This is a genomic window from Pseudomonas sp. P1.8 (assembly GCF_001269805.1).
Taxonomy (GTDB): domain Bacteria; phylum Pseudomonadota; class Gammaproteobacteria; order Pseudomonadales; family Pseudomonadaceae; genus Aquipseudomonas.
Genome location: NZ_LHVM01000022.1, coordinates 1 through 23,545, shown reverse-complemented (window position 1 = coordinate 23,545; position 23,545 = coordinate 1). Strand labels below are relative to the sequence as shown.

21 protein-coding genes and 1 rRNA gene are annotated in these 23,545 nt (G+C 57.5%); 13 read left to right on the top strand and 9 right to left on the bottom strand.

What is annotated here, in order from left to right; genetic code table 11:
• Nucleotides 1–304 precede the first annotated feature (304 nt).
• The 5 genes from AD668_RS22835 to dksA form a co-directional block, all read right to left on the bottom strand.
• Nucleotides 305–1,744: a sigma-54 dependent transcriptional regulator gene (locus tag AD668_RS22835; RefSeq protein ID WP_053162454.1), complete on the bottom strand. Its 1,440-nt coding sequence runs from the start codon at nucleotides 1,742–1,744 to the stop codon at nucleotides 305–307.
• A gap of 22 nt (nucleotides 1,745–1,766) precedes the next feature.
• Complete coding sequence (locus tag AD668_RS22830) at nucleotides 1,767–4,721, bottom strand: sensor histidine kinase (protein WP_172681857.1); 2,955 nt, start codon at nucleotides 4,719–4,721, stop codon at nucleotides 1,767–1,769.
• Nucleotides 4,705–4,881 (bottom strand): hypothetical protein, encoded by a 177-nt coding sequence (locus AD668_RS29585; RefSeq protein WP_003176118.1) that lies wholly within the window; start codon nucleotides 4,879–4,881, stop codon nucleotides 4,705–4,707. Before AD668_RS29585 ends, AD668_RS22830 begins: the two co-directional genes overlap by 17 nt.
• Before the next feature lie 77 nt (nucleotides 4,882–4,958).
• Complete coding sequence (gene gluQRS, locus AD668_RS22820) at nucleotides 4,959–5,855, bottom strand: tRNA glutamyl-Q(34) synthetase GluQRS (RefSeq protein ID WP_053162450.1); 897 nt, start codon at nucleotides 5,853–5,855, stop codon at nucleotides 4,959–4,961.
• 242 nt (nucleotides 5,856–6,097) lie between these two features.
• On the bottom strand, nucleotides 6,098–6,538 hold the full coding sequence (gene dksA, locus AD668_RS22815; RefSeq protein WP_053162448.1) for an RNA polymerase-binding protein DksA: 441 nt from the start codon (nucleotides 6,536–6,538) through the stop codon (nucleotides 6,098–6,100).
• 333 nt (nucleotides 6,539–6,871) lie between these two features.
• Here dksA and AD668_RS22810 point away from each other — a divergent pair, with 333 nt between their 5' ends.
• Together AD668_RS22810 and sfsA are read left to right on the top strand one after the other, a co-directional pair.
• Nucleotides 6,872–8,044: a pyridoxal phosphate-dependent aminotransferase gene (locus AD668_RS22810; RefSeq protein WP_053162446.1), complete on the top strand. Its 1,173-nt coding sequence runs from the start codon at nucleotides 6,872–6,874 to the stop codon at nucleotides 8,042–8,044.
• On the top strand, nucleotides 8,044–8,757 hold the full coding sequence (sfsA, locus tag AD668_RS22805; protein ID WP_053162444.1) for a DNA/RNA nuclease SfsA: 714 nt from the start codon (nucleotides 8,044–8,046) through the stop codon (nucleotides 8,755–8,757). The genes AD668_RS22810 and sfsA overlap by 1 nt, the downstream gene beginning before the upstream one ends.
• Here sfsA and AD668_RS22800 read toward each other — a convergent pair.
• Entirely contained in the window at nucleotides 8,754–9,071 is a 318-nt protein-coding gene (locus AD668_RS22800; protein WP_053162442.1) for a Rieske (2Fe-2S) protein, read from the bottom strand. The genes sfsA and AD668_RS22800 overlap by 4 nt on opposite strands.
• A gap of 165 nt (nucleotides 9,072–9,236) precedes the next feature.
• Between AD668_RS22800 and AD668_RS22795 the strand changes: the two genes are divergently transcribed.
• The gene (locus AD668_RS22795; RefSeq protein WP_053162440.1) at nucleotides 9,237–10,109 is read left to right on the top strand and encodes a hemin ABC transporter substrate-binding protein; all 873 of its coding nucleotides are present in this window, start codon (nucleotides 9,237–9,239) and stop codon (nucleotides 10,107–10,109) included.
• 326 nt (nucleotides 10,110–10,435) lie between these two features.
• On the opposite strand, the gene AD668_RS22790 is transcribed toward AD668_RS22795, so the two are convergent.
• The 3 genes from AD668_RS22790 to AD668_RS22780 form a co-directional block, all read right to left on the bottom strand.
• Nucleotides 10,436–10,708 carry a TfoX/Sxy family protein gene (locus AD668_RS22790; protein WP_007971093.1) on the bottom strand — a complete coding sequence of 91 codons (273 nt, stop codon included), beginning with the start codon at nucleotides 10,706–10,708 and terminating at the stop codon, nucleotides 10,436–10,438.
• Between the two features lie 241 nt (nucleotides 10,709–10,949).
• Entirely contained in the window at nucleotides 10,950–11,294 is a 345-nt protein-coding gene (locus tag AD668_RS22785; protein WP_053162438.1) for a pentapeptide repeat-containing protein, read from the bottom strand.
• Nucleotides 11,295–11,383: 89 nt separating this feature from the next.
• Nucleotides 11,384–12,940: a bifunctional aminoglycoside phosphotransferase/ATP-binding protein gene (locus AD668_RS22780; protein ID WP_053162436.1), complete on the bottom strand. Its 1,557-nt coding sequence runs from the start codon at nucleotides 12,938–12,940 to the stop codon at nucleotides 11,384–11,386.
• A gap of 116 nt (nucleotides 12,941–13,056) precedes the next feature.
• Between AD668_RS22780 and mrcB the strand changes: the two genes are divergently transcribed.
• The 10 genes from mrcB to AD668_RS22730 all read left to right on the top strand — a co-directional run.
• Complete coding sequence (gene mrcB, locus AD668_RS22775; RefSeq protein WP_053162434.1) at nucleotides 13,057–15,381, top strand: penicillin-binding protein 1B; 2,325 nt, start codon at nucleotides 13,057–13,059, stop codon at nucleotides 15,379–15,381.
• Between the two features lie 16 nt (nucleotides 15,382–15,397).
• Nucleotides 15,398–16,132, top strand: coding sequence for a tetratricopeptide repeat protein (locus AD668_RS22770; RefSeq protein ID WP_053162432.1), 735 nt, complete (start codon nucleotides 15,398–15,400; stop codon nucleotides 16,130–16,132).
• Nucleotides 16,132–16,467, top strand: coding sequence for a YqcC family protein (locus AD668_RS22765; RefSeq protein ID WP_053162431.1), 336 nt, complete (start codon nucleotides 16,132–16,134; stop codon nucleotides 16,465–16,467). The genes AD668_RS22770 and AD668_RS22765 overlap by 1 nt, the downstream gene beginning before the upstream one ends.
• Nucleotides 16,468–16,952: 485 nt before the next feature.
• On the top strand, nucleotides 16,953–18,677 hold the full coding sequence (locus tag AD668_RS22760; protein ID WP_053162846.1) for an acetolactate synthase 3 large subunit: 1,725 nt from the start codon (nucleotides 16,953–16,955) through the stop codon (nucleotides 18,675–18,677).
• Nucleotides 18,678–18,679: 2 nt separating this feature from the next.
• Entirely contained in the window at nucleotides 18,680–19,171 is a 492-nt protein-coding gene (ilvN, locus tag AD668_RS22755) for an acetolactate synthase small subunit (protein WP_003176102.1), read from the top strand.
• 45 nt (nucleotides 19,172–19,216) lie between these two features.
• On the top strand, nucleotides 19,217–20,233 hold the full coding sequence (ilvC, locus tag AD668_RS22750; protein WP_007909969.1) for a ketol-acid reductoisomerase: 1,017 nt from the start codon (nucleotides 19,217–19,219) through the stop codon (nucleotides 20,231–20,233).
• Nucleotides 20,234–20,377: 144 nt separating this feature from the next.
• Complete coding sequence (gene pssA / locus AD668_RS22745; RefSeq protein ID WP_053162429.1) at nucleotides 20,378–21,235, top strand: CDP-diacylglycerol--serine O-phosphatidyltransferase; 858 nt, start codon at nucleotides 20,378–20,380, stop codon at nucleotides 21,233–21,235.
• 63 nt (nucleotides 21,236–21,298) lie between these two features.
• A complete protein-coding gene (gene msrP, locus AD668_RS22740; protein WP_053162427.1) occupies nucleotides 21,299–22,315 on the top strand; it encodes a protein-methionine-sulfoxide reductase catalytic subunit MsrP in 1,017 nt (338 codons plus the stop codon).
• Nucleotides 22,315–22,935: a protein-methionine-sulfoxide reductase heme-binding subunit MsrQ gene (msrQ, locus tag AD668_RS22735; RefSeq protein ID WP_053162424.1), complete on the top strand. Its 621-nt coding sequence runs from the start codon at nucleotides 22,315–22,317 to the stop codon at nucleotides 22,933–22,935. Before msrP ends, msrQ begins: the two co-directional genes overlap by 1 nt.
• Before the next feature lie 488 nt (nucleotides 22,936–23,423).
• A 16S ribosomal RNA gene (locus AD668_RS22730) occupies nucleotides 23,424–23,545 on the top strand; the annotation flags it as partial.

The following is a 23,545-nucleotide window of genomic DNA, read 5'->3' as shown; positions in this document are numbered from 1 at the left end:
TCCAAAAGAATCAGTTAGCTGCGCCTCTCGCCGTCTTGTTTTTATTGTGCGTGAGTCGATTCGTCTTATTTTTATTGTCTTGTGCATTGCTTGTTATTGTTCTTGTACCAAACATATAGCAGGGTGCGTGCCAACTTTTGCGAAGCCTAGTAAAACAAGGGGTTGGGTCGGTTAGGTGGGTTTATGAAGGCGAAAAAAAACCGGGGTTTCGTTACCGTAAGCCCCGGCTTCTGTTACGTGAAAAAAGTGAGGTAACAGTTTTTTCACAAAAACACGTGTTACCTGCACATCAGACAGGTGCGATTCAGCTTTCGCTGGGCACTCCGGTCTTGCGGCGTGGAATACCCAGGCGCTGACGACGTTCCCACAGGCATTTGCGACTGACGCCGAGTTTGCGCGCCAGCTCGGTTTCGGTCATGTGGTCCTGGTGTTCGAGCACGAAATGCTGGAAGTAGTCCTCCAGGGACAGATCTTCGGTCGGCTCATGGTTGGTGTTACTGGAGCTACCGTTGCCCTGTTGCGGGGGCAGGCCGATGAAATCATCGTCTTCCAGGTCACTCAGTTCGATGTCGATGCCCAGCAATTCGGCGGAAATTTCCGGACTCTCGCACAGGATCACGGCGCGCTCGACGGCGTTTTCCAGCTCGCGGACGTTACCGGGCCAGGAATAGTGACGAATGGCCTGCTCGGCATCGGCGGCGAATTTCAGGTCTGTGCGGTTGATTCGCGCACTCTGCCGCGCCAGGAATGCATTCGCAATTTCGTTGACGTCTGCGCCACGCTCGCGCAGGGCAGGCAATTTCAGTGCGATCACATGGAGGCGATAATACAAGTCTTCACGGAACTGGCCGATCTTCGCCAGGCTCTTGAGGTCGCGGTGAGTCGCGGCAATCAAACGCACGTCGACCTTTTGCGACTGCACCGAACCTACCCGTCGGATTTCGCCTTCCTGCAGGACGCGCAGCAAGCGAGCCTGGGCTTCCAGTGGCAGCTCGCCGATTTCATCGAGGAACAACGTGCCGCCGTCCGCCGCTTCGACCAGGCCGGCACGCCCGGCGCTGGCGCCGGTGAAAGCGCCTTTTTCGTGGCCGAACAGTTCGGACTCGATCAGGCTTTCCGGAATGGCTGCGCAGTTCACCGAGATCATCGGTGCCTTGGCGCGTTTGGACAGGTTGTGCAGCGCGCGCGCGACCAGTTCTTTACCGGTTCCGGACTCGCCCTGGATCAGGACATTGGAGTCAGTCGGTGCCACTTTGCGGATCTTGCCATACAGGTCCTGCATGGGCGGACACGAGCCGATAATGCCGATTTCGCCATTGCTGTTGTCGGTAGCGGATTTCACTGCGCCATTGGTGGCCTTGCTGGCCACCGGCTCAACACCAGACTGGGCTGATTGCCGGTCGCGCAGGATTCGCGCGGCAGCTTGCAGCATCTCGTCGTGGTCGAACGGCTTGGCGATGTAGTCCACAGCCCCCATTTTCATTGAGTCGACCGCCGAGCGCAGGCTGGCATAGCTGGTCATGATCAGCACAGGCGTGCCCTGGGCGAGCTTGATCAGCTCGGTGCCAGGCGCACCCGGCAGGCGCAGATCGCTGACGATCAGGTCGAACGAGGGAATGGTGAAGCGTTCTTGTGCTTCCTGCACTGAACCGGCTTCGCTGACCTGGTACTGGTTACGTTCCAGCAGGCGGCGCAAGGCGGAGCGGATAATGGTTTCGTCTTCGACGATCAAAATGTGCGGCATTGATTCGATACTCTCGACGGTCTCAGTTCACAGCGGACGTCGCTTCGACATGACGCGGCAAGGTCACCCGAATTCGGGTGCCGCGTTGGCTGTGTACATCAGCCGGGCTGTCGATGGTGATTTGTCCATAATGCTCTTCAACGATGGAATAGACCAGTGCAAGGCCCAGACCTGTGCCTTCGCCAGGATCCTTGGTGGTGAAGAAGGGTTCGAACAATCGGTCCATGATGCTCGACGGAATACCGCTGCCTTCGTCTTCCACGATCAGGTCGACCGTGTGTTCGCCGGCTTCGCTTTTGACTCGCACCGCGCTGCCGGGAGGCGAGGCGTCTCGGGCGTTTGAGAGCAGATTGATCAACACCTGCGCCAGTCGTTGCGGGTCGCCCTCAACCCAGTGATCCGGATCGCACAGGTTGTAGAACTGCACCTCGAAATTGCGCCGGTTCAGGGCCAGCAAGCCAATGGCATCCTGGGCCACTTCGGCCAGACAGACGGGTTCGTCACTGTGTTGATGGCTGCCGGCATGGGCGAAGCTCATCAGCGACTGGACAATACGTGACACACGTTTGGTCTGCTCAAGGATCTGTCCGCTGATTTCCTTCAGCTCACCGTCTTCCTCGCGTTCTTCGCGCAGGTTTTGCGCAAGGCAAGCGATACCGGTAATCGGGTTGCCGATTTCATGGGCCACACCGGCCGCCAGCCGGCCAATGCTCGCCAGGCGCTCGGAGTGCACCAGTTTGTCTTCGAGCATCTGGGTTTCGGTCAGGTCTTCCACCAGCAACACCAGGCCGCTGTTACCTGGCGCGAGCGGTTCATCGATCGCCGCTTTGTGCAGGTTCAACCAGCGGGTCTGTCCGTCGAGGGTCAGATGTTGTTTGTGCAGATGTTCGTCCGGCAGATTGATGAAGCCTTGCAGTAATTCTTTCCAGGGATCGGCAATGGTGCTCAGTCGCGATCCGACAACACGTTGCGCGGCAATCCCGGTCAATTCCTCCATGGCTTTGTTCCACATGAGGATTTCCTGATCCTTGGCCAGCGAGCAGACACCCATCGGCAGCTCCTGCAAGGTCTGGCGGTGATAACGGCGCAACGCATCGAGCTCTGCGGCCAGGCCGGTCAGGCGCGAGTGGTAGTCCTCGAGGCGGCTTTCGATGAAGTGGATGTCCTCGGTGACATAGTTTTCGCCACCGGCCTTATAAGGCAGGAAGGTCTCGACCATGTCCTGGGCGACGCTGGGCCCCATCAGGCCGGAGAGATTGGCTTCGATGCGGTCGCGCAAGCGGCGCAAGGCGTACGGCCGGCGTTCGTCGAAGGGCAGATAGAGGTCGCGCAGGGCCTGCTCGACTTCCTTCTGCGCCGCCTTGGCGCCCAACGGTTTGGCCAATTGCGTAGCAAACTCCTGAGGCGACGCGGCATGCAGTTCACGCCGCTGCGGCCGGCGCACGTTGTCCACGGCACAGGCTTCAGCGGCGCTGGCTTCTTCGGTACTGGCATTGGTGAACAGTGAAATCAGGGTGAACATCAACACGTTGGCGGCCAGGGAGGCAATCGCTGCCATGTGCCAACTGGTGTCATCCAGCACGTAAATCATGTTCAACAGCGGTATATAGAAGCCCTGCAGGTTGCCGACCAGCGGTAGCAACATGGTGATCAGCCACACCAGAATCCCCGCCAGCAAGCCGGCGATGAAGCCGCGACGGTTGGCGGTCGGCCAATACAGGACCGACAGCACGCCGGGGAGGAATTGCAGTGTGGCAACAAACGCGACGATGCCAAGGTTGGCCAGATCCTGCTCGGCACCGAGCATCAGGTAGAAGCCGTAACCGGCCATGATGATTGCGACGATCAGTGCTCGGCGGGTCCACTTCAGCCAGCGGTAGATGTTGCCTTCGGCCGGTGGTTGATAAAGCGGCAACACCAAGTGGTTCAACGCCATCCCGGACAGCGCCAGGGTGGTGACGATGATCAGGCCGCTGGCGGCGGACAGGCCGCCGACATACGCCAGCAACGCGAGGGCTTTGCTGTTGGCGGCAATGCCGATACCCAGCGTGAAGTATTCCGGGTTGGTGGTGGCGCCGAGTTTCAGCCCCGCCCAGAGAATCAGCGGTACCGCCAGACTCATCAGCAACAGGAACAGCGGCAACCCCCAGCTGGCACTGACCAGTGAGCGCGGGTTGAGGTTTTCAGTGAAAGTCATGTGATACATGTGCGGCATCACGATCGCCGAGGCGAAGAACACCAGCAGCAGAGTGCGCCACGGGCCTTCCTGCAGCGGCGTGTGCAGGGCGGCGAGGGCGGTCTGGTTTTGCAACAGCCACAGCTCAAGCTGTTGCGGGCCGTCGAATACGCCATATAGCGCATAGAGGCCGACGCCGCCCAGCGCGATCAGCTTGATCACCGATTCGAAGGCAATCGCGAATACCAGTCCTTCGTGTTTCTCGCGGGTGGCGATATGCCGGGAACCGAAGAAAATCGTGAACAGTGTAATCAAGGCACAGAAGCTCAAGGCCACGCGGTGTTGCACGGGTTCGCGGGTGAGGATGCCGATGGAGTCGGCTACCGCCTGAATCTGCAGTGCCAGCAGCGGCAAAACGCCGACCAGCATGAAAATCGTCGTCAATGCACCGGCCCAGGTGCTGCGGAAGCGGAACGCAAACAGATCGGCCAGGGACGACAGTTGATAAGTGCGGGTGATTTTCAGGATCGGATACAGCAGCACCGGCGCCAACAGAAATGCCCCGGACACGCCGAGATAGCTGGACAGGAAGCCGTAGCCGTATTGATAGGCCAGGCCGACGGTGCCGTAAAACGCCCAGGCACTGGCGTAAACCCCCAGCGACAAGGTGTAAGTCAGAGGGTGGCGAATAATCGCCCGGGGGATCATGCCCCGTTCGCTGATCCAGGCCACGCCGAACAGCACCGCCAGGTACGCGGCGCTGATCAGGATCATCTGGGTCAGGCTAAAGCTCATCGGCATCTTTTTGACTCTGCAGGATGAAGGTCACGACAATCAGAATCAGCCAGAGCAGATAAGGGCGATACCAGGCGCCAGTGGCGTCGATCCACCAATCCATGATGGCCGGGGAAAACAGGTAAATCCCCACTACCAAAAGCAGGACCAAGCGATAGATGTACATCCCGGCCTCTCTTTTTTATGCGCGTGCCCGAAAACGTGCGGCGATGGTAACGGATGGGCGCGCCACTGCAAGCAAGATCACAGCAGTTGTGCCTCGGGCAGGTTCAGTGTGCGCGGGATCAGCGACGCATCCCAGTGCGCAATACCCCAGCTCAGTAGCTCCCGTGGCGTGGCGTACGCCAGTTCGCTGCCCGGATTCTGCCCCAGTGCGCGAAGGGCTCGCAGCAACAAAGGTGTTGCCTGATCTTCGGTTAGCGGCGGCGAACGGTAGGATTTGCCGAGTTTGTTGCCATCGGGCTGGGTAATCAGTGGGATGTGCAGATAGCGCGGCTGCCGCAGGCCAAGCAACTCCTGGAGATAGAGCTGACGGGGCGTTGAGTCGAGCAGGTCTGCACCCCGCACGATGTCGGTGATGCCTTGCCAGGCATCGTCCAGCACCACGGCCAGTTGGTAAGCATAAAGCCCGTCGCGGCGACGAATGACAAAGTCGCCAACCTCCCGGCCCAGATGCTGGCGGTACTCGCCCTGCACACGGTCAACGAAGTGATATTCCAGCGTTGGCACGCGCAGGCGTATGGCGGCATTTTCCGTGCTATGGCCAGCGTTGCGGCACAGCCCCGGATAAATGCCGTGATAGGGCTCCAGTTGCTTGCGTGAGCAGGTACAGGCGTAGGCCAGGCCATGATTGAACAAGCCATTGAGTACTTCGGCGTAAGCGTCGTGGCGATCGCTCTGGCGAACCAGTTCGCCGTCCCATTCAAAGCCGTAACTCTCCAGTGCCTTGAGTATTGCTGCCTGCGCGCCCGGTTCCTCACGGGGCGGGTCGAGGTCTTCCATGCGCATCAGCCAACGCCCACCCACGGCGCGGGCATCGAGGTAGGACGCCAGCGCGGCGACCAGTGAGCCGAAATGCAGATGGCCGCTGGGCGTGGGGGCGAAGCGCCCGATGTAGTCAGGTCTGGTGATGGCGGTCATGAAGGCAACGTTACTTTTCCAGGCGGTCGTCAGATTCCCGTAGGAGCGAGCTTGCTCGCGAAGGTCGTCAACGATAACGCTGGGAGCCTGTTGCTACTCGGCGATCTCAGGTTCATCGTCGGAACGCCGCCCGGAGCAAGCTCGTTCCTACAGTGATGGCGATATTATATCGAGACGGGCATCGCAAAATTCAGAAACAAAAACGGAGCGTTCGCACGCTCCGTTCTTCGTTCAAGCCGCAATTATTTGCCGACTTGCTTTTCCTTGATTTCCGCCAGGGTCTTGCAGTCGACGCACATGTCGGCAGTAGGGCGGGCTTCCAGGCGTTTGACGCCAATTTCGACGCCGCAGGATTCGCACCAGCCGTACTCTTCGTCCTCGATCAATTGCAGCGTTTTGTCGATCTTCTTGATCAACTTGCGCTCACGATCACGGGCTCGCAGTTCGAGAGCGAACTCTTCTTCCTGGCTGGCACGGTCTGCCGGGTCCGGGAAGTTGGCTGCTTCGTCCTTCATGTGATCAACCGTGCGGTCGACTTCCTGCATCAAGTCCTGTTTCCACTTGTTCAGGACCTTGGTGAAGTGCGCGCGCATGGGCTTGCCCATGTACTCCTCGCCCTTCACTTCTTTGTAGGGTTCGAAGCCGCTGATCGACTGATTTTGCTGCTTTGCTTGGGTGGACATGAAATAGACCGCCTCTACTCTTGTAATCCATCTGCGCAGGATTGCTCCATCACCGACACCTGCCGGCCCTGCGGCTGCAAGCGGGCGAACTTACCAGATCAAATCAGACCGCGCTACTCCCGGATGTCGAGGCTGCGGCCCGTTGCGCTTTCAAATGCTGACAAAGCGCTGTCTGGTGGCTCTGGAACGCTGCTCAATTATTGATTTTAGTCAAACCTGGGGCACCCGCATGAGTCGTTTGTGTCCAGTGTGTTAAGGCTTCTGACCGCTTTAGGTTCTCGCTCGTTCCTGCGCTTGGGTAGAATCGGTTTTTTTCCCGTTGAAGGAAGGCCCATGGCTCAGTCCTACAGTGCCCGCAGTCGTGCGATCGAACCTTTCCATGTCATGGCGCTGCTGGCGCGGGCCAATGAATTGCAGGCGGCCGGCCACGATGTGATTCATCTGGAGATCGGCGAGCCGGACTTCACCACTGCCGAACCGATCATTCAGGCCGGCCAGGCTGCGCTGGCATCGGGCCGAACCCGTTATACCGCTGCCCGTGGCATTCCCGAGTTGCGTGAGGCGATTTCAGGCTTTTATCAGCAGCGCTATGGCTTGAACATCGACCCGCGACGCATCCTCATCACGCCCGGCGGTTCTGGTGCGTTGTTGCTGGCCAGTGCTTTGCTGGTGGATCCGGGCAAGCACTGGTTGTTGGCAGACCCCGGTTACCCGTGCAACCGACATTTCCTGCGACTGGTTGAGGGCGCTGCACAGTTGGTTCCGGTAGGTCCCGACGTGCGCTATCAACTGACGCCGGACCTGGTCCAGCGTTACTGGGATCACGATAGCGTTGGCGCGCTGGTGGCGTCTCCGGCTAACCCGACAGGGACGATCCTGACCCGGGATGAGTTGGCCGGGCTGTCTCGTTCGATCAAAGAGCGCCACGGCCATCTGGTCGTGGACGAGATCTATCACGGGCTGACTTATGGCACCGATGCTGCCAGCGTGCTGGAAGTCGACAATGACGCCTTTGTGCTGAATAGTTTTTCGAAGTATTTCGGAATGACCGGTTGGCGTCTAGGTTGGCTGGTGGCGCCCGATGCCGCGGTCGGTGAATTGGAAAAACTCGCGCAGAACCTCTACATCAGTGCGCCGAGCATGGCTCAGTACGCTGCGCTGGCCTGTTTCGAGCCGGCAACAATCAGCATCCTCGAAGAGCGCCGGGCAGAGTTCGGTCGACGTCGGGATTTCTTGCTTCCCGCTTTGCGCGAGTTGGGTTTTGGCATCGCGGTAGAGCCGGAAGGGGCGTTCTATTTGTACGCCGATATCAGCAAGTTCGGCGGCGATGCCTTCGCGTTCTGTAAGCATTTTCTCGAAACCGAACATGTGGCGTTTACTCCGGGACTGGATTTCGGGCGGTATCAGGCCGGTCATCATGTGCGGTTTGCCTACACGCAAAATCTTCAGCGCCTGCAGGAGGCGGTCGAGCGTATCGCTCGCGGCTTGCGGAGCTGGCAAGGCTGATGCGCTTTCATCCTCCACTGGAAGAAGGTCGGTTGATTCGTCGATACAAGCGTTTTCTCGCCGATATCGAAACCGTTACCGGTGAGTTACTGACAATTCACTGCCCGAATACCGGATCGATGCTCAATTGCCAGGTCGAGGGTGGGCAGGTCTGGTTCAGCCGCTCCAACGATCCGAAGCGCAAGCTGCCTGGCACTTGGGAAGTCGGTGAAACCCCGCAAGGGCGATTGTTCTGTGTGAACACTGCTCGGGCCAACGCTTTGATCGAAGAAGCACTGCGAGCAGGCGTGATCGGCGAGCTCAATGGCTTTACCGGGTTAAAGCGTGAAGTCGCATACGGTCAGGAAAACAGCCGCATCGATTTTCGCCTCGACTATCCCGAAGGGCCGGCCTATGTCGAAGTCAAAAGCGTAACGCTGGGCTTCGACGGGACGGCGGTGGCAGCGTTTCCCGATGCGGTGACCCAGCGCGGGGCCAAGCATCTTCGGGAGTTGGCCCATTTAGCCCGGGATGGCATTCGTGCGGTGCAGTTGTATTGTGTGTGCCTGACTGGCATCGAGTCGGTGCGGCCTGCCGTCGAGATCGATTCAGCGTATGCCGCTGCACTGCGCGAGGCGGTGGCCAGCGGCGTCGAAGTGCTGGCTTACGGTGTGCGCCTGAGTCATGAGGAAATGGTCGTTGATCGACGCCTGGACGTTGTGTTCGAAGACTAAATGCTGACCCAGATGCCCTGTTCGTCCTCGCTGCAGGGAATACTCGTCAGTGATCGCCCTTCACATGGACCGGCAATGCATGCGCCGTCTTCGATCAGGAACAGTGCGCCGTGGGTGGCGCACTGGATCAGGCTTTGACTGGAGTCGAGAAACTGATCAGGGTGCCACTCAAGCGCAACGCCTCGGTGCGGGCAACGATTGACGTAGACATAAACCTGTTCGCCACGGCGCACGGCAAACAGTTTTTGGCCCTCGAGTTCGAAACCCCGACTGCGGTCGTTGACCAGTTCTGCGCCCGCACAAAGCAACTTCATCGCTATCCTCTGTTTCGCAACTCGTGACCGAATATGTCCGAGCTTGACGTTCAAATGCTGTCGATTATCAAATGGCTGACTTGCCCGCAAGGGACGCGCGCCATGGTGCCGAGGATACTTGGCCTGCTGATGTGATGCCCGGGAAAGCTTCAAAGGAAGCTATTTATGCGCCTGAACGCCCGTGTCACTGCAATCTGTTTGGGGTTCTTCGTCAGTCACCACGCCGCGGCGGCCGAGTTGCCGCAACGCTGGGTCAGTGCCGGGGGGGCACTGTCAGAATGGGTGAGCGCTCTTGGCGGTGAATCGAAACTGGTCGGTGTCGATACAACCAGTCAGCACCCGGCGTCCCTCAAAGCGCTGCCTAGCATTGGTTATCAGCGGCAGTTGTCAGCAGAAGGTGTCTTGAGCCTGCAGCCACAAATTCTTGTCGGCACCGAAGAAATGGGGCCGCCGCCGGTGCTATCGCAGATCCGAAGCGCGGGGGTGCAGGTTGAATTGTTCTCGGCGCAGCCGGACCTGTCGACATTGCAAAACAATGTGCAACATTTGGGCAAGCTGCTGGGGGCGGAAAATCAGGCCACGCAATTACTGGCAACTTATCAACAGCAACTTGAACAGCAAAAAATTCGGGTGACCAAGGCGCAGTTGACGCAAAAGTCCCCAGGTGTCCTGTTACTGCTCGGTCACGCAGGTGGCAAACCGCTTATTGCCGGCAAAGGCACGGCCGCCGACTGGATGCTGCAACGCGCCGGGGGGCATAACCTGGCGATCCATACCGGCTACAAGCCTTTTTCTGTTGAGTCGCTGGTCAGCCTGGACCCTGACGTGTTGGTGTTCGCCGATCGTGCATTGGCCGGCGATGCAGCGCGGGCAGCGCTGTTCAAGGAGAATCCGATTCTTGCGTCTACTCGCGCGGCAAGGGATGGACGGGTCCTGGAGCTCGACCCGACATTGCTGGTAGGCGGGTTGGGCCCCCGTCTGCCGGAAGGTATCAAGCGGCTGTCTGACGGTTTTTACCCAGAGGGTGCGCTGCATTAACCCTTCGGATGGATTCGCCGATATCCGGCACTTTTTCACAGGCAAAAAAAGACCCGGCAAGAGCCGGGTCAAATAACCGTGATTAGCCTGATGAGGAGATAATCTGAGAGTCCGAACCAAGGGCTTTCAAGAATATCGACCAGTCTCGCGACCAGTTGTGATAATCATAGCGATTCTCATTACCAAGTCAACAGCTGATTTCTCATTTGCCGACTTCATGTCGCAGGCTGGAAGTAAGTCGTTGAAATCATTGTGTATTGATCTGTCGTTTTCAGGGGGCCATTAATTTGATCTACCTGCAGCCGGAGTGGACAACGTTAATGCGCTCAGTTCTTATGGCGCGACGAGATGGCTTCCAGCTGTTTATTCAGGGCCTCTTTGCGTTCGGCAGGAATGTCATTCCAGTGCACGTCCATCAGGGCGCCTTCAATCGCATACAACAACACCTTGGACGCCCGAAATCCGCGCGTGCGCACGGCCCGATAAGCATCCACCGCTCCCAGGCGCCGCAAGTCCGAGGCGCTGTGGATGCCCACGGCATGCAGCCACTGCGCCGATGTCTTGCCAAGATTCTTCAGGTGTTGCAATTCATCATTCATCAAGCCTCCTTGCGATGGCCAAATGGAGATCGTGGGCAAGCATTTGAGGAGTGTAGCCATCAGTAGGAAAAGCGTGATTGTTTGGTCGTTTTTGACGCAAATGCTTCTAAGGGGCGAATGTCGAGAGGGTGGGTCGCTTCGAAAATGCGCAAGAAACGGCGGTGAGAAATCGCCCTTTGCAGCAATGACATCCTGTACCCGGCGCGATAAGTGCGCTGGACTTTTCAGTGCGTAGCCTTGTTCAGCGAGTTCGATATCGCAGGCGGGTGCCAAAATTCATCGACATCAGGATTTCGTCTGCACTGAGTTCGCGGGGGAAGTAGGCGCCGGAAATTTGCGCGTGGCCCAAACTTGCACCTTCGAGGTTGGCCTTACTGAAGTCAATGCCGCGCAAGTCGGCAGAGCGGAAGTAAGCGTCGCGGAAGTCTACGCCATCGGCATTGAGTTCCCGCAGGTCCAGACCCCGGAAATCGCCACTGACCATGTCGATCGGGCCATCCGTGGTGCGTTCGCTGTTGAAGCCTCTGATGTCGTCTTTGTGCAGCAAGGCATAAAGCGGAGTGTCGAGAAGTTTCGGCTGGCTCATATCGCATCACCTATTGGTTTTATGACGCCAGTATAGTGCCGCTATTTAACAGCCGTGAAGCCGATGAAGGCTTCACGCTGAAATACTTTTTACAGCCCGGGAAGGCGTTGTCGAATTTGCGCGACTACGGTATCGAGGGTCCCGCTCTCATTGGTCTGTACGCGCTTGCTGCAGAGAATTTCCGCCGGTGTCAGCGCTTCACGGTTGGCTTGCTGGGCTTCGATAACGGCCAGGGTGGCGTCCGACGGGTCCTTCTTGTCTGCCTGACGCAAAGCCAGCCAGCTTTCGATCACGGCTTGCGGCGCATTGCAGTCGAGGATCAGGAACGGTGCGCCGGTGGCCTCGGCAACTTTCGCTGCGCTGTTGCGCTGATCACGCTTGAGGTAAGTGGCGTCGATCACCACCGGAAATCCAGCATGGAGTATGACATCGGCGATTTCATGCAGTCGGTCATAGGTCGCAACGCTGGCATCGTTACTATAAATGCCGGCCTGCAGGTCATTCTTGACGGTTTGCTCGCCGAACAGGCGCTTGCGTTCAACATCGGAGCGCAGGCGAATCGCACCCAGCGCTTCCACCAGGCGCATTGCGACATGGCTTTTGCCGACAGCGGAAACACCGTGGGTAATGGCCATGAAGCGCGATGGGATGGTGCTGTAGCTTTCCGCCAGGTTGGCGTAATTGCGGTATTGGCGCAGGGTGGTCGCGCGCTGCACTGCAGTGGCTTCGGCTGGCATGCTGAACAGGGCGACTTTGGCGCGAACCAGGGCACGGTAGGCTTTGTAGAAATTCAGCAGTTCGAGGCCGCGGTAATCGCCGGTCAGCTCCAGGTACTGGCTGATGAAGCGACGCGCCAGGCACTTCAGGCCGCGGTCTTCCAGATCCATTGCGAGGAAGCCGGTGTCGGCATACACGTCAGTAAAACGAAACGGTTCGTTGAATTCGATGCAGTCGAAGATGACGACCTTGCCGTCGATCACGGTTGCGTTGCCGAGATGGATGTCACCGTGGCATTCGCGAATGAAACCGTCGGCCTTGCGCTGGGCAAACAATGGCTTGAGACGCTCGAAGCTGCTTTCGGCCCATGCTTGCAGGGCGTCGAGTTGCAGTAGATCGGCCTTGTCGCTGAGGAACGGGCGGATCTGCTCGAAGTTCTGCCGTACCGGTGCCATGACGCTATCGGGAGTGCCGGCTTCGTGCTCGCTCGGGACTTTCGGTGCGCTGAGGTGGAAGCGGGCAATTTGTTCGGCCATTTCGTCGATGTGCGCAGGGGTCAGTTCGCCGTTGGCTTGCAGAGTGCTGAGCAGTCCGTTTTGCGCGAACTGGCGCATCTTCAAGACATACTCGATGGCCGGGCCGTCGCCGCCCAATTGCGGAGCTTCGATGCTGCCGGTGACCGGTAGCACTTCGAGGTACAAATCGTCGGTCAGGCGCTGGTTCAGGCGCAATTCTTCCTTGCAGAAATGTTCCCGAGCCTCAAGGCCGGTGAAGTCGAGAAATCCGAAATTAACCGGCTTCTTCACCTTATATGCATAGGGGCCGGTGAGCAGTACCCAGGAGATATGGGTTTCGATGACCTGGAATTCCTCAACGGGATGCGGATAGAGGGCAGGGTTTTGCAGGGCAGCGATCAGGGACTGGCTCACAGGCGATCCTTCAGAGTCTGGGAAATTCAAGGCCGTCATTATGGCCGCAAGTCCGCTCGACGCAAACCTCGGAGCGTGCCTGTTGAGGAGCAATAAAGTGCGTATAATCCGCCGCCATGACTCGTACTAGATCTCCCCGTACCCCTAAAAAACCACCTGCCAAGGGCATGAGCCCATGGTTGAGCTGGGCCATTAAACTCAGTCTGGTCGGCCTTGTAGTGCTGGCCGGCTTCGCGGTTTACCTCGACGCGATCGTCCAGGAAAAGTTCTCCGGCAAGCGCTGGACGATTCCTGCGAAGGTCTATGCGCGCCCGCTCGAACTGTTCGTCGGACAAAAGCTGAGCAAAGCGGACTTTCTGACCGAGCTCGATGCTTTGGGCTATCGCCGCGAAAGCGTGGCCAATGGCCCGGGTGCGGCGGCGGTCAATGGCAATACCATCGATCTCAACACCCGTGGCTTCCAGTTCTATGAAGGCATGGAGCAGGCGCAACCTGTTCGCGTGCGTTTCTCCGGGGATTACGTGGCCGAATTGTCGGCGACCAATGGTTCGAAGCTTTCGGTGGTGCGTCTGGAACCGCTGCTGATCGGTGGTTTGTACCCGAAGAATCTTGAGGACCGGATTCTGATCAAGATCGATCAGGTTCCGCCGTACCTGCTCGATACGCTGGTCGCCGTAGAGGACCGTGATTTCTATCATCACTTCGGTGTTTCGCCGAAATCGATTGCCCGCGCGATCTGGGTCAACGGCTCGTCTGGGCGCATGCGCCAGGGCGGTAGTACGCTGACACAGCAGTTGGTCAAAAACTTCTATCTGACTAATGAGCGCAGCCTGAGCCGAAAGCTCACCGAAGCCATGATGGCGCTCTTGCTGGAACTGCATTACGACAAGCGCGAAATCCTTGAGGCTTACCTCAACGAAGTGTTTGTTGGCCAGGACGGTCAGCGTGCGGTGCACGGTTTTGGTCTCGCCAGCCAATTCTTCTTCAGTCAGCCATTGGCAGAGCTCAAGCTGCATCAAGTGGCCTTGTTGGTTAGCATGGTCAAAGGCCCGTCTTCCTACAATCCGCGTCGTTATCCGGAGCGTGCGCTTGAGCGCCGCAACCTGGTGCTGGATGTGCTGCAAGAGCAGGGCGTAGCCACTGCCGAGCAAGTTGAAGCCGCGAAGAAGATGCCGCTGGGCGTGACCAAGCGCGGCAGTCTGGCGGACAGTTCGTTCCCGGGCTTCCTTGACCTGGTCAAGCGTCAATTGCGCGAAGACTATCGCGACGAAGACTTGACCGAAGAAGGTCTGCGGATCTTCACCAGTTTCGATCCGATCCTGCAAATGAAGGCTGAAGCCTCTGTCAACGACACCTTCAAGCGCCTGTCCGGGCGCAAAGGGTCCGATGACGTTGAAGCGGCGATGGTCGTGACCAATCCGGAAACCGGTGAAGTACAGGCCATGATCGGTAGTCGTCAGGCCAGTTTTGCAGGGTTCAACCGGGCGCTGGATGCGGTGCGACCGATAGGCTCGTTGATCAAGCCAGCGGTCTATCTGACAGCGCTCGAGAAACCGAGTCAGTACACGTTGACCAGTTGGTTGTCGGACGAATCCTTCTCGGTCAAAGGGGCGGATGGTCAGGTCTGGAAACCGCAGAACTATGATCGCCGCTCCCATGGCACGGTCTTCCTTTATCAAGGGCTGGCGCACTCGTACAACCTGTCGACCGCACGTCTCGGGTTGGCCGTGGGTGTGCCAAACGTGTTGAAAACACTGGGGCGGCTGGGGGTGACTCGCGAGTTTCCTGCCTTCCCGTCGATGTTGCTCGGTGCTGGCGGCATGACGCCAATCGAAGTGGCGACCATGTACCAGACCCTCGCCAACGGTGGCTTTAACACGCCGATGCGCGGGATTCGCAGTGTGCTGACCGCCGAGGGCGAGCCGCTCAAGCGTTATCCGTTCCAGATTCAGCAGCGTTTCGATCCGGCTTCTATTTACTTGATCCAGAGCGCCATGCAGCGCGTGATGCGCGAAGGCACCGGCAGCTCGGTTTATAACGTGCTGCCCAAGACCCTGACCCTGGCCGGCAAGACCGGTACCAGTAACGATTCGCGAGACAGTTGGTTCGCAGGCTTCAGTCAGGATTTGCTGGCGGTGGTCTGGCTGGGGCGCGATGACAACGGCAAGACGCCGTTCACCGGTGCCACTGGCGCGTTGCAGGTCTGGACCAGTTTCATGCGCAAGGCTGACCCACTTCCCCTGGACATGCCACAGCCTGACAATGTTGTACAGGCCTGGGTCGATTCACGCACCGGCCAAGGTTCTGATGCCGGTTGCCCAGGCGCTGTGCAGATGCCGTATATTCGCGGCAGCGAACCGCCTCCCGGTGCCGCATGCGCGAGCGAAAGCCCCGCTTCCGGAGAATCGGTGATGGATTGGGTCAAAGGCTGGATGAATTAAGCAAAGAGGGTTTCAAGTGAACAAGTGGTTGATTCCAGCGGTTGCCGCCATGGCTTTGCTCAGCGGTTGCTCCTCCGTACAACGGGGTTCGATTCCGGTCGTGGATTCCGGTACTGCGGTGTCCAACAGCGAGCGGATTTCGGCGAACGGCGGCTACCGTCAGACGACGGTAAAACGTCCTGTGCAGGCACAGGCTCAAGCGATTCCGCAGGGTGATACCGGCGTTGTCGTGATGGTCCCAGGTGGCGGTGCGACGACCTCGACGCCGATCAGCACCACACCGATTACTCCCGGCCCGATCACGCCGGGCCCGATTGATACGTCGCCGGTTCAATCCGCACCGGTCAATCAGGGCGGTTACAGCATGCCGTCGACGCCTAGCGGAATTCCATCGGCCAGTGCTGGTGGCCTGTCCGCGGACGAGCAACTGGATGGCCCGGTGCTCGCACTGTTGACCACGGCCCAGCAACAACAGGCCAGTGGTGATCTAAATGGTGCCTCTTCCAGCCTCGAGCGCGCTCAGCGTGTGGCGCCGCGCGAACCTCAAGTGCTTTATCGCCTGGCGCAAGTGCACATGGCTCAGGGTGACGCAGCACAGGCTGAGCAGTTCGCTCGCCGTGGACTGACTTTAGCCAATGGTCGTCCGGCACTTCAGGCAAGTTTGTGGGAGTTGATCGCGCAGGCGCGTGAGAAACAGGGAGACTCTTCCGGTGCAGCATTGGCCCGTCAAAAAGCCAAGGTTGCGTCATGATGGATGCGCGTTTTCTGAAGATTGCCGATCAGTTGCTTCTGATCGAGCGTGAACTGCGGGTGCAAGGCTGGTGGGACGAAGTCGCGCCATCGGCTGAAGCGCTTTCCAGTGTGGAGCCGTTTTCGGTCGATACCCTGGACTTCGAGCAGTGGCTGCAATGGATTTTCCTGCCGCGGATGAAGATGATTCTTGAACAGGATCTACCGTTGCCCAACGCCTCGGGCATACAGGAAATGGCCGAAATGGTCTTTGCCGGGCGCAATGTCCGGGGTAAGGACCGGCAATTGCAAGTGTTGCTCAAAGAGTTTGATCTGCTGATCAAGGCATCTCGCTGAAGCAAAAGCTGCCAGTGCCTGCTGGCGGTTTTCGATAATACTCCCCGGTCAATCGTCGGTCGCTGCCGGTGAAGTGCGTACGCCTGCCAATTTCTTGCTAAAAGTTGCGCAATTGAAGCCAACACTCACGGTATTTACAGGTTTTTTCTTGCGTTCTCATGCGCTTACCAGAATAAAGCGCATAGACGACTTGACTTGCAAGGGACGAAACAGAAGAATCCAAAGTCCGCTGTACAGGGACTGCCAGAAGCAGACCCTCTCAGCAGATCATGAGGCGCATATCCGCGTCGACCTGTTACACCCGCAACGCGTTACCTCGCGCTGGGTGGGAAAGCCCCGCAACACTTGGGACGATCCCAATACTTGCTCAGTCAGTGCTGACGTAGTCGGCGACCACCGTCGCTCATGCTCTGCTGAGAAGTAAACCTATTAAGACCCGTTCCATTTTTCGTGGGCGGTATTCTGGCGTTTTAGAGGTGAGCAACGTGGAGCTTTTATCTGGCGGTGAGATGCTCGTCCGCTTCTTGCGTGACGAAGGCGTCAAATATATCTACGGGTACCCGGGTGGTGCTCTTCTTCATGTATACGATGCCCTGTTCAAAGAACCGGAAGTGACCCACATCCTGGTTCGTCACGAACAAGCGGCTACCCATATGGCTGACGGTTACGCCCGTGCCACCGGTAAAGCCGGTGTGGTACTGGTGACTTCCGGTCCTGGCGCCACAAACGCCATCACCGGTATCGCCACGGCCTACATGGATTCCATTCCGATGGTGGTGATTTCCGGCCAGGTGCCGAGCACTATGGTCGGTACCGATGCGTTCCAGGAAACCGACATGATCGGTATCTCCCGGCCGATCGTGAAGCACAGCTTCATGATCAAGCACGCGTCGGAAATCCCGGAAATCATGAAGAAAGCGTTCTATCTGGCCCAATCCGGTCGTCCTGGTCCTGTCGTGGTCGATATCCCGAAAGACATGACCAACCCGGCGGAGAAGTTCGAATACGTCTTCCCGAAAAAAGCCAAGTTGCGCTCCTACAGTCCGGCTGTTCGTGGTCACTCCGGGCAAATCCGCAAGGCGGCAGAAATGCTCCTGGCGGCCAAGCGTCCTGTGATGTATTCCGGCGGCGGCGTTATTCTGGGGGGCGGTTCTGCGCCGCTCACCGAGTTGGCGAAGATGCTCAACCTGCCTGTGACCAATACCCTGATGGGTCTCGGTGGCTTCCCTGGCACCGACCGTCAGTTCATCGGCATGCTTGGCATGCACGGCAGCTACACCGCCAACCTGGCCATGCACCATGCTGACGTGATCCTTGCCGTCGGTGCGCGTTTCGATGACCGTGTAATCAACGGCGCTTCGAAGTTCTGCCCGAACGCCAAGATCATTCACATCGACATCGACCCGGCTTCGATTTCCAAGACCATCAAGGCCGACGTGCCTATCGTGGGTCCGGTTGAGAGCGTCCTGACCGAAATGGTCGCGATCCTCAAGGAAATCGGCGAGACCCCGAACAAGGAGTCTGTTGCCAGTTGGTGGAAGCAGATCGACGAATGGCGCGGTGATCGCGGCCTGTTCCCTTATGACAAGGGCGACGGCAGCGTGATCAAGCCGCAGGCTGTGATCGAAACCCTGTGCGAAGTGACCAAGGGCGATGCCTTTGTCGCTTCCGATGTGGGTCAGCACCAAATGTTCGCGGCGCAGTACTACAAGTTCAACAAGCCGAACCGCTGGATCAATTCCGGTGGGCTGGGCACCATGGGCTTCGGTTTCCCGGCGGCCATGGGTATCAAGTTGAGCTTCCCGGATGATGATGTCGCCTGCGTGACCGGCGAGGGCAGCATCCAGATGAACATTCAGGAGCTGTCGACCTGCCTGCAATACGGTTTGCCGGTAAAAATCGTCATCCTGAACAATGGTGTCTTGGGCATGGTTCGCCAGTGGCAGGACATGAGCTACGGCAGCCGTCACTCGCACTCCTACATGGAGTCGTTGCCTGATTTCGTCAAGCTGGCGGAGGCCTATGGTCACGTTGGTGTGCGCATCACCGATTCGAAAGATTTGAAGTCGAAGATGGAAGAAGCGTTTGCCATGAAAGATCGCCTGGTGGTGATCGATATTTCGGTCGACACCAGCGAGCACGTCTATCCGATGCAGATCAAAGACGGCTCCATGCGCGATATGTGGCTGAGCAAGACGGAGCGTACCTAATCATGCGGCACATTATTTCCTTGCTTCTGGAAAACGAACCGGGCGCTCTGTCTCGTGTGGTCGGCCTGTTCTCGCAGCGCAACTACAACATCGAAAGCCTGACCGTGGCGCCAACCGAAGACCCGACCCTTTCGCGTCTGACGCTGACCACTGTCGGTCACGATGAAGTTATCGAGCAGATAACCAAGAACCTGAACAAACTGATCGAAGTGGTAAAACTGGTCGACTTGTCGGAGAGTGCTCACATCGAGCGTGAACTGATGTTGGTCAAGGTCAAGGCCACCGGCGCCCAGCGCGCCGAGATCAAGCGCACCACCGATATTTACCGTGGACAGATCGTCGATGTCAGCGCCAGCGTGTATACCGTTCAACTGACCGGTACCAGCGACAAGCTCGACAGCTTCATTCAGTCCATTGGCACTGCCTCGATTCTGGAAACCGTCCGTAGCGGCGTGACCGGGATCGCACGCGGCGACAAAGTACTCAGCATCTAAACCAAATTAGCGAATGGCCTGAACGGCCTGATATAGGGGAAATTCATGAAAGTTTTCTACGATAAAGACTGCGACCTGTCGATCATCCAGGGCAAGAAAGTCGCCATCATCGGTTACGGTTCCCAGGGCCATGCTCAAGCGTGCAACCTGAAAGACTCTGGTGTTGACGTGACTGTTGGCCTGCGTAAAGGTTCTGCCACCGTTGCCAAGGCTGAGGCTCATGGCCTGAAAGTGACTGACGTTGCTTCCGCTGTTGCAGCTGCCGACCTGGTCATGATCCTGACCCCGGACGAGTTCCAGTCCTCCCTGTACAAGAACGAAATCGAGCCGAACATCAAGAAGGGCGCCACCCTGGCCTTCTCCCACGGCTTCGCGATCCACTACAACCAGGTTGTGCCGCGCGCTGACCTCGACGTGATCATGATCGCGCCGAAGGCTCCAGGCCACACCGTACGTTCCGAGTTCGTGAAGGGCGGCGGTATCCCTGACCTGATCGCGATCTATCAAGACGCATCGGGCAACGCCAAGAACGTTGCACTGTCCTACGCTGCTGGCGTTGGTGGCGGTCGTACCGGCATCATCGAAACCACCTTCAAGGACGAGACCGAAACCGACCTGTTCGGCGAGCAAGCCGTTCTGTGCGGCGGTACCGTTGAACTGGTCAAAGCCGGTTTCGAAACCCTGGTTGAAGCTGGTTACGCGCCGGAAATGGCCTACTTCGAGTGCCTGCACGAACTGAAGCTGATCGTTGATCTCATGTACGAAGGCGGTATCGCCAACATGAACTACTCAATCTCCAACAACGCCGAATACGGCGAATACGTGACCGGTCCGGAAGTCATCAACGCTGAATCCCGTCAGGCCATGCGCAACGCCCTGAAACGTATTCAGGACGGCGAATACGCCAAGATGTTCATCAGCGAAGGCGCTACCGGCTATCCTTCGATGACCGCCAAGCGTCGTAACAACGCCGCTCACGGTATCGAAGTCATCGGCGAGCAACTGCGCTCCATGATGCCGTGGATCGGTGCCAACAAGATCGTCGACAAAGCTAAAAACTAAGTCACGCGCTTGTACGAAAAACGCGGCTTAGGCCGCGTTTTTTCGTTTGGAGGATCGGTTCTGGTATAAAGCTGCATCGTTTGCGGCCGAATCGTGGTCCCAGACACCTGTCCAAACTTTCCACCCCGTTGCAAGGTAATGTCCATGAGCGAACGCCCCGAAGAGCCAAACCAGGCTCCTGACGCCGAAAGCCTGCTGCCCATCGATGAACATGTCGAGGAAGGGCATGACGCTGAAGGTCGCAAAGTCCGGCATCGTGGTATCTATCTTCTGCCGAACCTGTTCACCACTGCGAACCTGTTCGCAGGGTTCTATTCCATCATCAACTCGATGAGTGCTCAGGCGGCCTTGAGTGCTGGCGACGCCGTCAACGCGAGCAAGTATTTCGCTTTTGCCGCTATCGCGATTTTCGTCGCCATGGTGCTCGACGGCCTCGACGGCCGCGTTGCGCGCATGACCAACACCCAGAGTGCCTTCGGTGCCGAGTACGACTCGCTGTCGGACATGGTCGCCTTCGGCGTTGCCCCGGCGTTGCTGGCATTTGGCTGGGCCCTGGGTGACATGGGCAAGGTTGGCTGGATGGTGGCGTTCATCTATGTGGCGGGTGCGGCGTTGCGTCTCGCGCGTTTCAACACGCAGGTCGGTACCGCCGACAAGCGCTACTTCATCGGTCTGGCCAGCCCGGCGGCTGCTGGTGTGGTGGCGGGCATTGTCTGGGCGTTCAGCGATTACGGCATCCAGGGTTCGAAGATGTCTTTCCTGGTTGCGTTGATGGTTGCGGCGGCGGGCATGCTGATGGTCAGCAACATCAAGTACAACAGCTTCAAGGAGTTGGATCTGAAGGGGCGTGTGCCCTTTGTGGCGATCCTTGTCGTAGTGCTGGTGTTCGCCGTGGTGTTCAGTGATCCACCGCGCATTCTGCTGCTGGTTTTCCTCGCCTATGCAGCATCCGGTCCGGTGCAGTACTTGTTACATCTTCGTCGGCGCAAAAGCGCCGAGTGATGTAATTTCCCTCATACTCCGCAGTCTGTTGGTGCATCTGTTCTCCAATGCTGCGGAGTAGCCATGCTGATCAAAGTCCCAAAAGCATCTGACTGCCATGAGTGGGATGTCACGCCTGAGTCCCTCTATCTTTCTCGACGCCATGTATTGGGTGCTGCTGTTGCCGGTTTGGCCATCAGCGGGCTACCTCGGTGGGCGGCGGCGGCCGACGATGTGGAGCGCTATGCGGGCGTTGAACCTGGAAAGGCACCTTCCTGGTTCGGCAAAAAGCTTCCCTCAATTGAGTGGGGGGCAGTAAACGTCAAGGATGAGGCGGTCACGCCGTTCAAGGACGCAACCCACTACAACAACTTCTATGAGTTCGGCACGGATAAGGGTGACCCAGCTGCCAACGCCGGTGCGCTGAAGACTCAGCCGTGGACCGTTGTTGTGGATGGTGAGGTGGGTAAGCCGGGGCGATATGCGTTGGAAGACTTCATGAAGCCTTACCAATTGGAGGAGCGTATCTATCGACTTCGTTGTGTTGAGGCATGGTCGATGGTGATTCCATGGATCGGATTTCCTCTCTCGGCTTTGCTCAAGGAAGTTGAGCCAACCTCCAGCGCCAAATTCATCCGGTTCGAAACCCTGCAGGACCCCAAGAGTATGCCGGGACAACGCTCCGGTTTTGCTTTGATCGATTGGCCTTATATAGAAGGGCTGCGATTGGATGAGGCGATGAACCCGTTGTCGATTCTCGCGGTGGGCATGTACGGACGTGAGTTACCGAATCAGAACGGGGCGCCACTACGTCTGGTGGTGCCCTGGAAGTATGGGTTCAAAAGCATCAAGTCCATTGTTCGGATCAGTCTTGTCAGCGAACAGCCTAAAACCACCTGGGAAAGCATCGCCTCGGACGAATACGGCTTCTATGCGAACGTGAACCCTACGGTTGACCATCCGCGCTGGACTCAGGCACGCGAACGTCGACTGCCAAGCGGACTCTTCAAGCCGAATGTGCGTGAGACGCAGATGTTCAATGGGTATGGGGATGAAGTCGCTTCTCTATATGCGGGGCTCGATCTGCGGAAGAACTACTGATGCGATATCCGGCTTGGCGTGTGGGTGTGTTTGTTGTTGTGATGGTGTGGCCAATGTTCTGGTTGTACCAGGCCTGGATGGATGTGCTTGGGCCGGATCCTGGCAAGGTATTAGTCGACCGGCTGGGATTGGGAACGCTAATTCTGTTGCTCATCACACTGAGCATGACACCGATGCGGAAACTCACCGGTTGGGCGGGGTGGATTGCTGTCCGTCGGCAATTGGGATTGTGGTGTTTCGCTTATGTGGTTCTGCATCTGGTTGCCTACCTGACTTTTATCCTTGGGTTCGATTGGTCGCAACTCGGCGTCGAGCTGCGTAACCGGCCGTACATTATTGTCGGAGTAATGGGCTTCTTGTGTTTGCTGGTGTTGGCGGTGACCTCCAATCGATACAGTCAGCGCCGATTTGGTGCTCGCTGGAAGAAGTTGCACCGCCTGGTTTACGTAGTTCTCGGGCTTGGGCTGCTGCATATGCTCTGGATTGTGCGCGCCGATCTGAAGGAGTGGACTATCTATGCATCTATAGGTGCAGTGCTATTAGTGCTGCGATTACCGCCTCTTGCTCGCCGAATCCCCTGTTTAGTGACTAAAAAGGGCACTTCTGCCAAAAAGGCGTAAATAGGTGTTGACGGCAGATTTCAGATGTCTATAATTCGCCCCACTTCCGGCGCAGTCGAAACGGAAAACTCCTTGGAAAACAAAGAGTTACGCAGTTTTCGGCAGCGGGTTGCTTCAGGTCATCGAAGCCAGAAAGAAGTTGAAAAAGAGGTGTTGACAGCAGCGTGTAACGCTGTAGAATTCGCCGTCCCGCTGACGAGAGATCTGAAGCGCAAGTGGTTGAAGTTGTTAAGGAAATCCTTGAAAACTTCTGAAAAATACCACTTGACAGCAAATGAGGCTGCTGTAGAATGCGCGCCTCGGTTGAGACGAAAGATCTTAACCAACCGCTCTTTAATAACTGAATCAAGCAATTCGTGTGGGTGCTTGTGGAGTCAGACTGCTAGTCAACAGATTATCAGCATCACAAGTTACTCCGCGAGAAATCAAAGATGTAACCAACGATTGCTGAGCCAAGTTTAGGGTTTTCTCAAAACCCAAAGATGTTTGAACTGAAGAGTTTGATCATGGCTCAGATTGAACGCTGGCGGCAGGCCTAACACATGCAAGTCGAGCGGATGACAGGAGCTTGCTCCTGAATTCAGCGGCGGACGGGTGAGTAATGCCTAGG

What these genes read in the sequence shown, in the direction of transcription:
- AD668_RS22835 (WP_053162454.1), bottom strand. Translation starts at nt 1,744, where the DNA reads ATGCCGCACATTTTGATCGTCGAAGACGAAACCATTATCCGCTCCGCC.
- AD668_RS22830 (WP_172681857.1), bottom strand. Translation starts at nt 4,721, where the DNA reads ATGCCGATGAGCTTTAGCCTGACCCAGATGATCCTGATCAGCGCCGCG.
- AD668_RS29585 (WP_003176118.1), bottom strand. Translation starts at nt 4,881, where the DNA reads ATGTACATCTATCGCTTGGTCCTGCTTTTGGTAGTGGGGATTTACCTG.
- gluQRS (WP_053162450.1), bottom strand. Translation starts at nt 5,855, where the DNA reads ATGACCGCCATCACCAGACCTGACTACATCGGGCGCTTCGCCCCCACG.
- dksA (WP_053162448.1), bottom strand. Translation starts at nt 6,538, where the DNA reads ATGTCCACCCAAGCAAAGCAGCAAAATCAGTCGATCAGCGGCTTCGAA.
- AD668_RS22810 (WP_053162446.1), top strand. Translation starts at nt 6,872, where the DNA reads ATGGCTCAGTCCTACAGTGCCCGCAGTCGTGCGATCGAACCTTTCCAT.
- sfsA (WP_053162444.1), top strand. Translation starts at nt 8,044, where the DNA reads ATGCGCTTTCATCCTCCACTGGAAGAAGGTCGGTTGATTCGTCGATAC.
- AD668_RS22800 (WP_053162442.1), bottom strand. Translation starts at nt 9,071, where the DNA reads ATGAAGTTGCTTTGTGCGGGCGCAGAACTGGTCAACGACCGCAGTCGG.
- AD668_RS22795 (WP_053162440.1), top strand. Translation starts at nt 9,237, where the DNA reads ATGCGCCTGAACGCCCGTGTCACTGCAATCTGTTTGGGGTTCTTCGTC.
- AD668_RS22790 (WP_007971093.1), bottom strand. Translation starts at nt 10,708, where the DNA reads ATGAATGATGAATTGCAACACCTGAAGAATCTTGGCAAGACATCGGCG.
- AD668_RS22785 (WP_053162438.1), bottom strand. Translation starts at nt 11,294, where the DNA reads ATGAGCCAGCCGAAACTTCTCGACACTCCGCTTTATGCCTTGCTGCAC.
- mrcB (WP_053162434.1), top strand. Translation starts at nt 13,057, where the DNA reads ATGACTCGTACTAGATCTCCCCGTACCCCTAAAAAACCACCTGCCAAG.
- AD668_RS22765 (WP_053162431.1), top strand. Translation starts at nt 16,132, where the DNA reads ATGGATGCGCGTTTTCTGAAGATTGCCGATCAGTTGCTTCTGATCGAG.
- ilvN (WP_003176102.1), top strand. Translation starts at nt 18,680, where the DNA reads ATGCGGCACATTATTTCCTTGCTTCTGGAAAACGAACCGGGCGCTCTG.
- ilvC (WP_007909969.1), top strand. Translation starts at nt 19,217, where the DNA reads ATGAAAGTTTTCTACGATAAAGACTGCGACCTGTCGATCATCCAGGGC.
- pssA (WP_053162429.1), top strand. Translation starts at nt 20,378, where the DNA reads ATGAGCGAACGCCCCGAAGAGCCAAACCAGGCTCCTGACGCCGAAAGC.
- msrP (WP_053162427.1), top strand. Translation starts at nt 21,299, where the DNA reads ATGCTGATCAAAGTCCCAAAAGCATCTGACTGCCATGAGTGGGATGTC.
- msrQ (WP_053162424.1), top strand. Translation starts at nt 22,315, where the DNA reads ATGCGATATCCGGCTTGGCGTGTGGGTGTGTTTGTTGTTGTGATGGTG.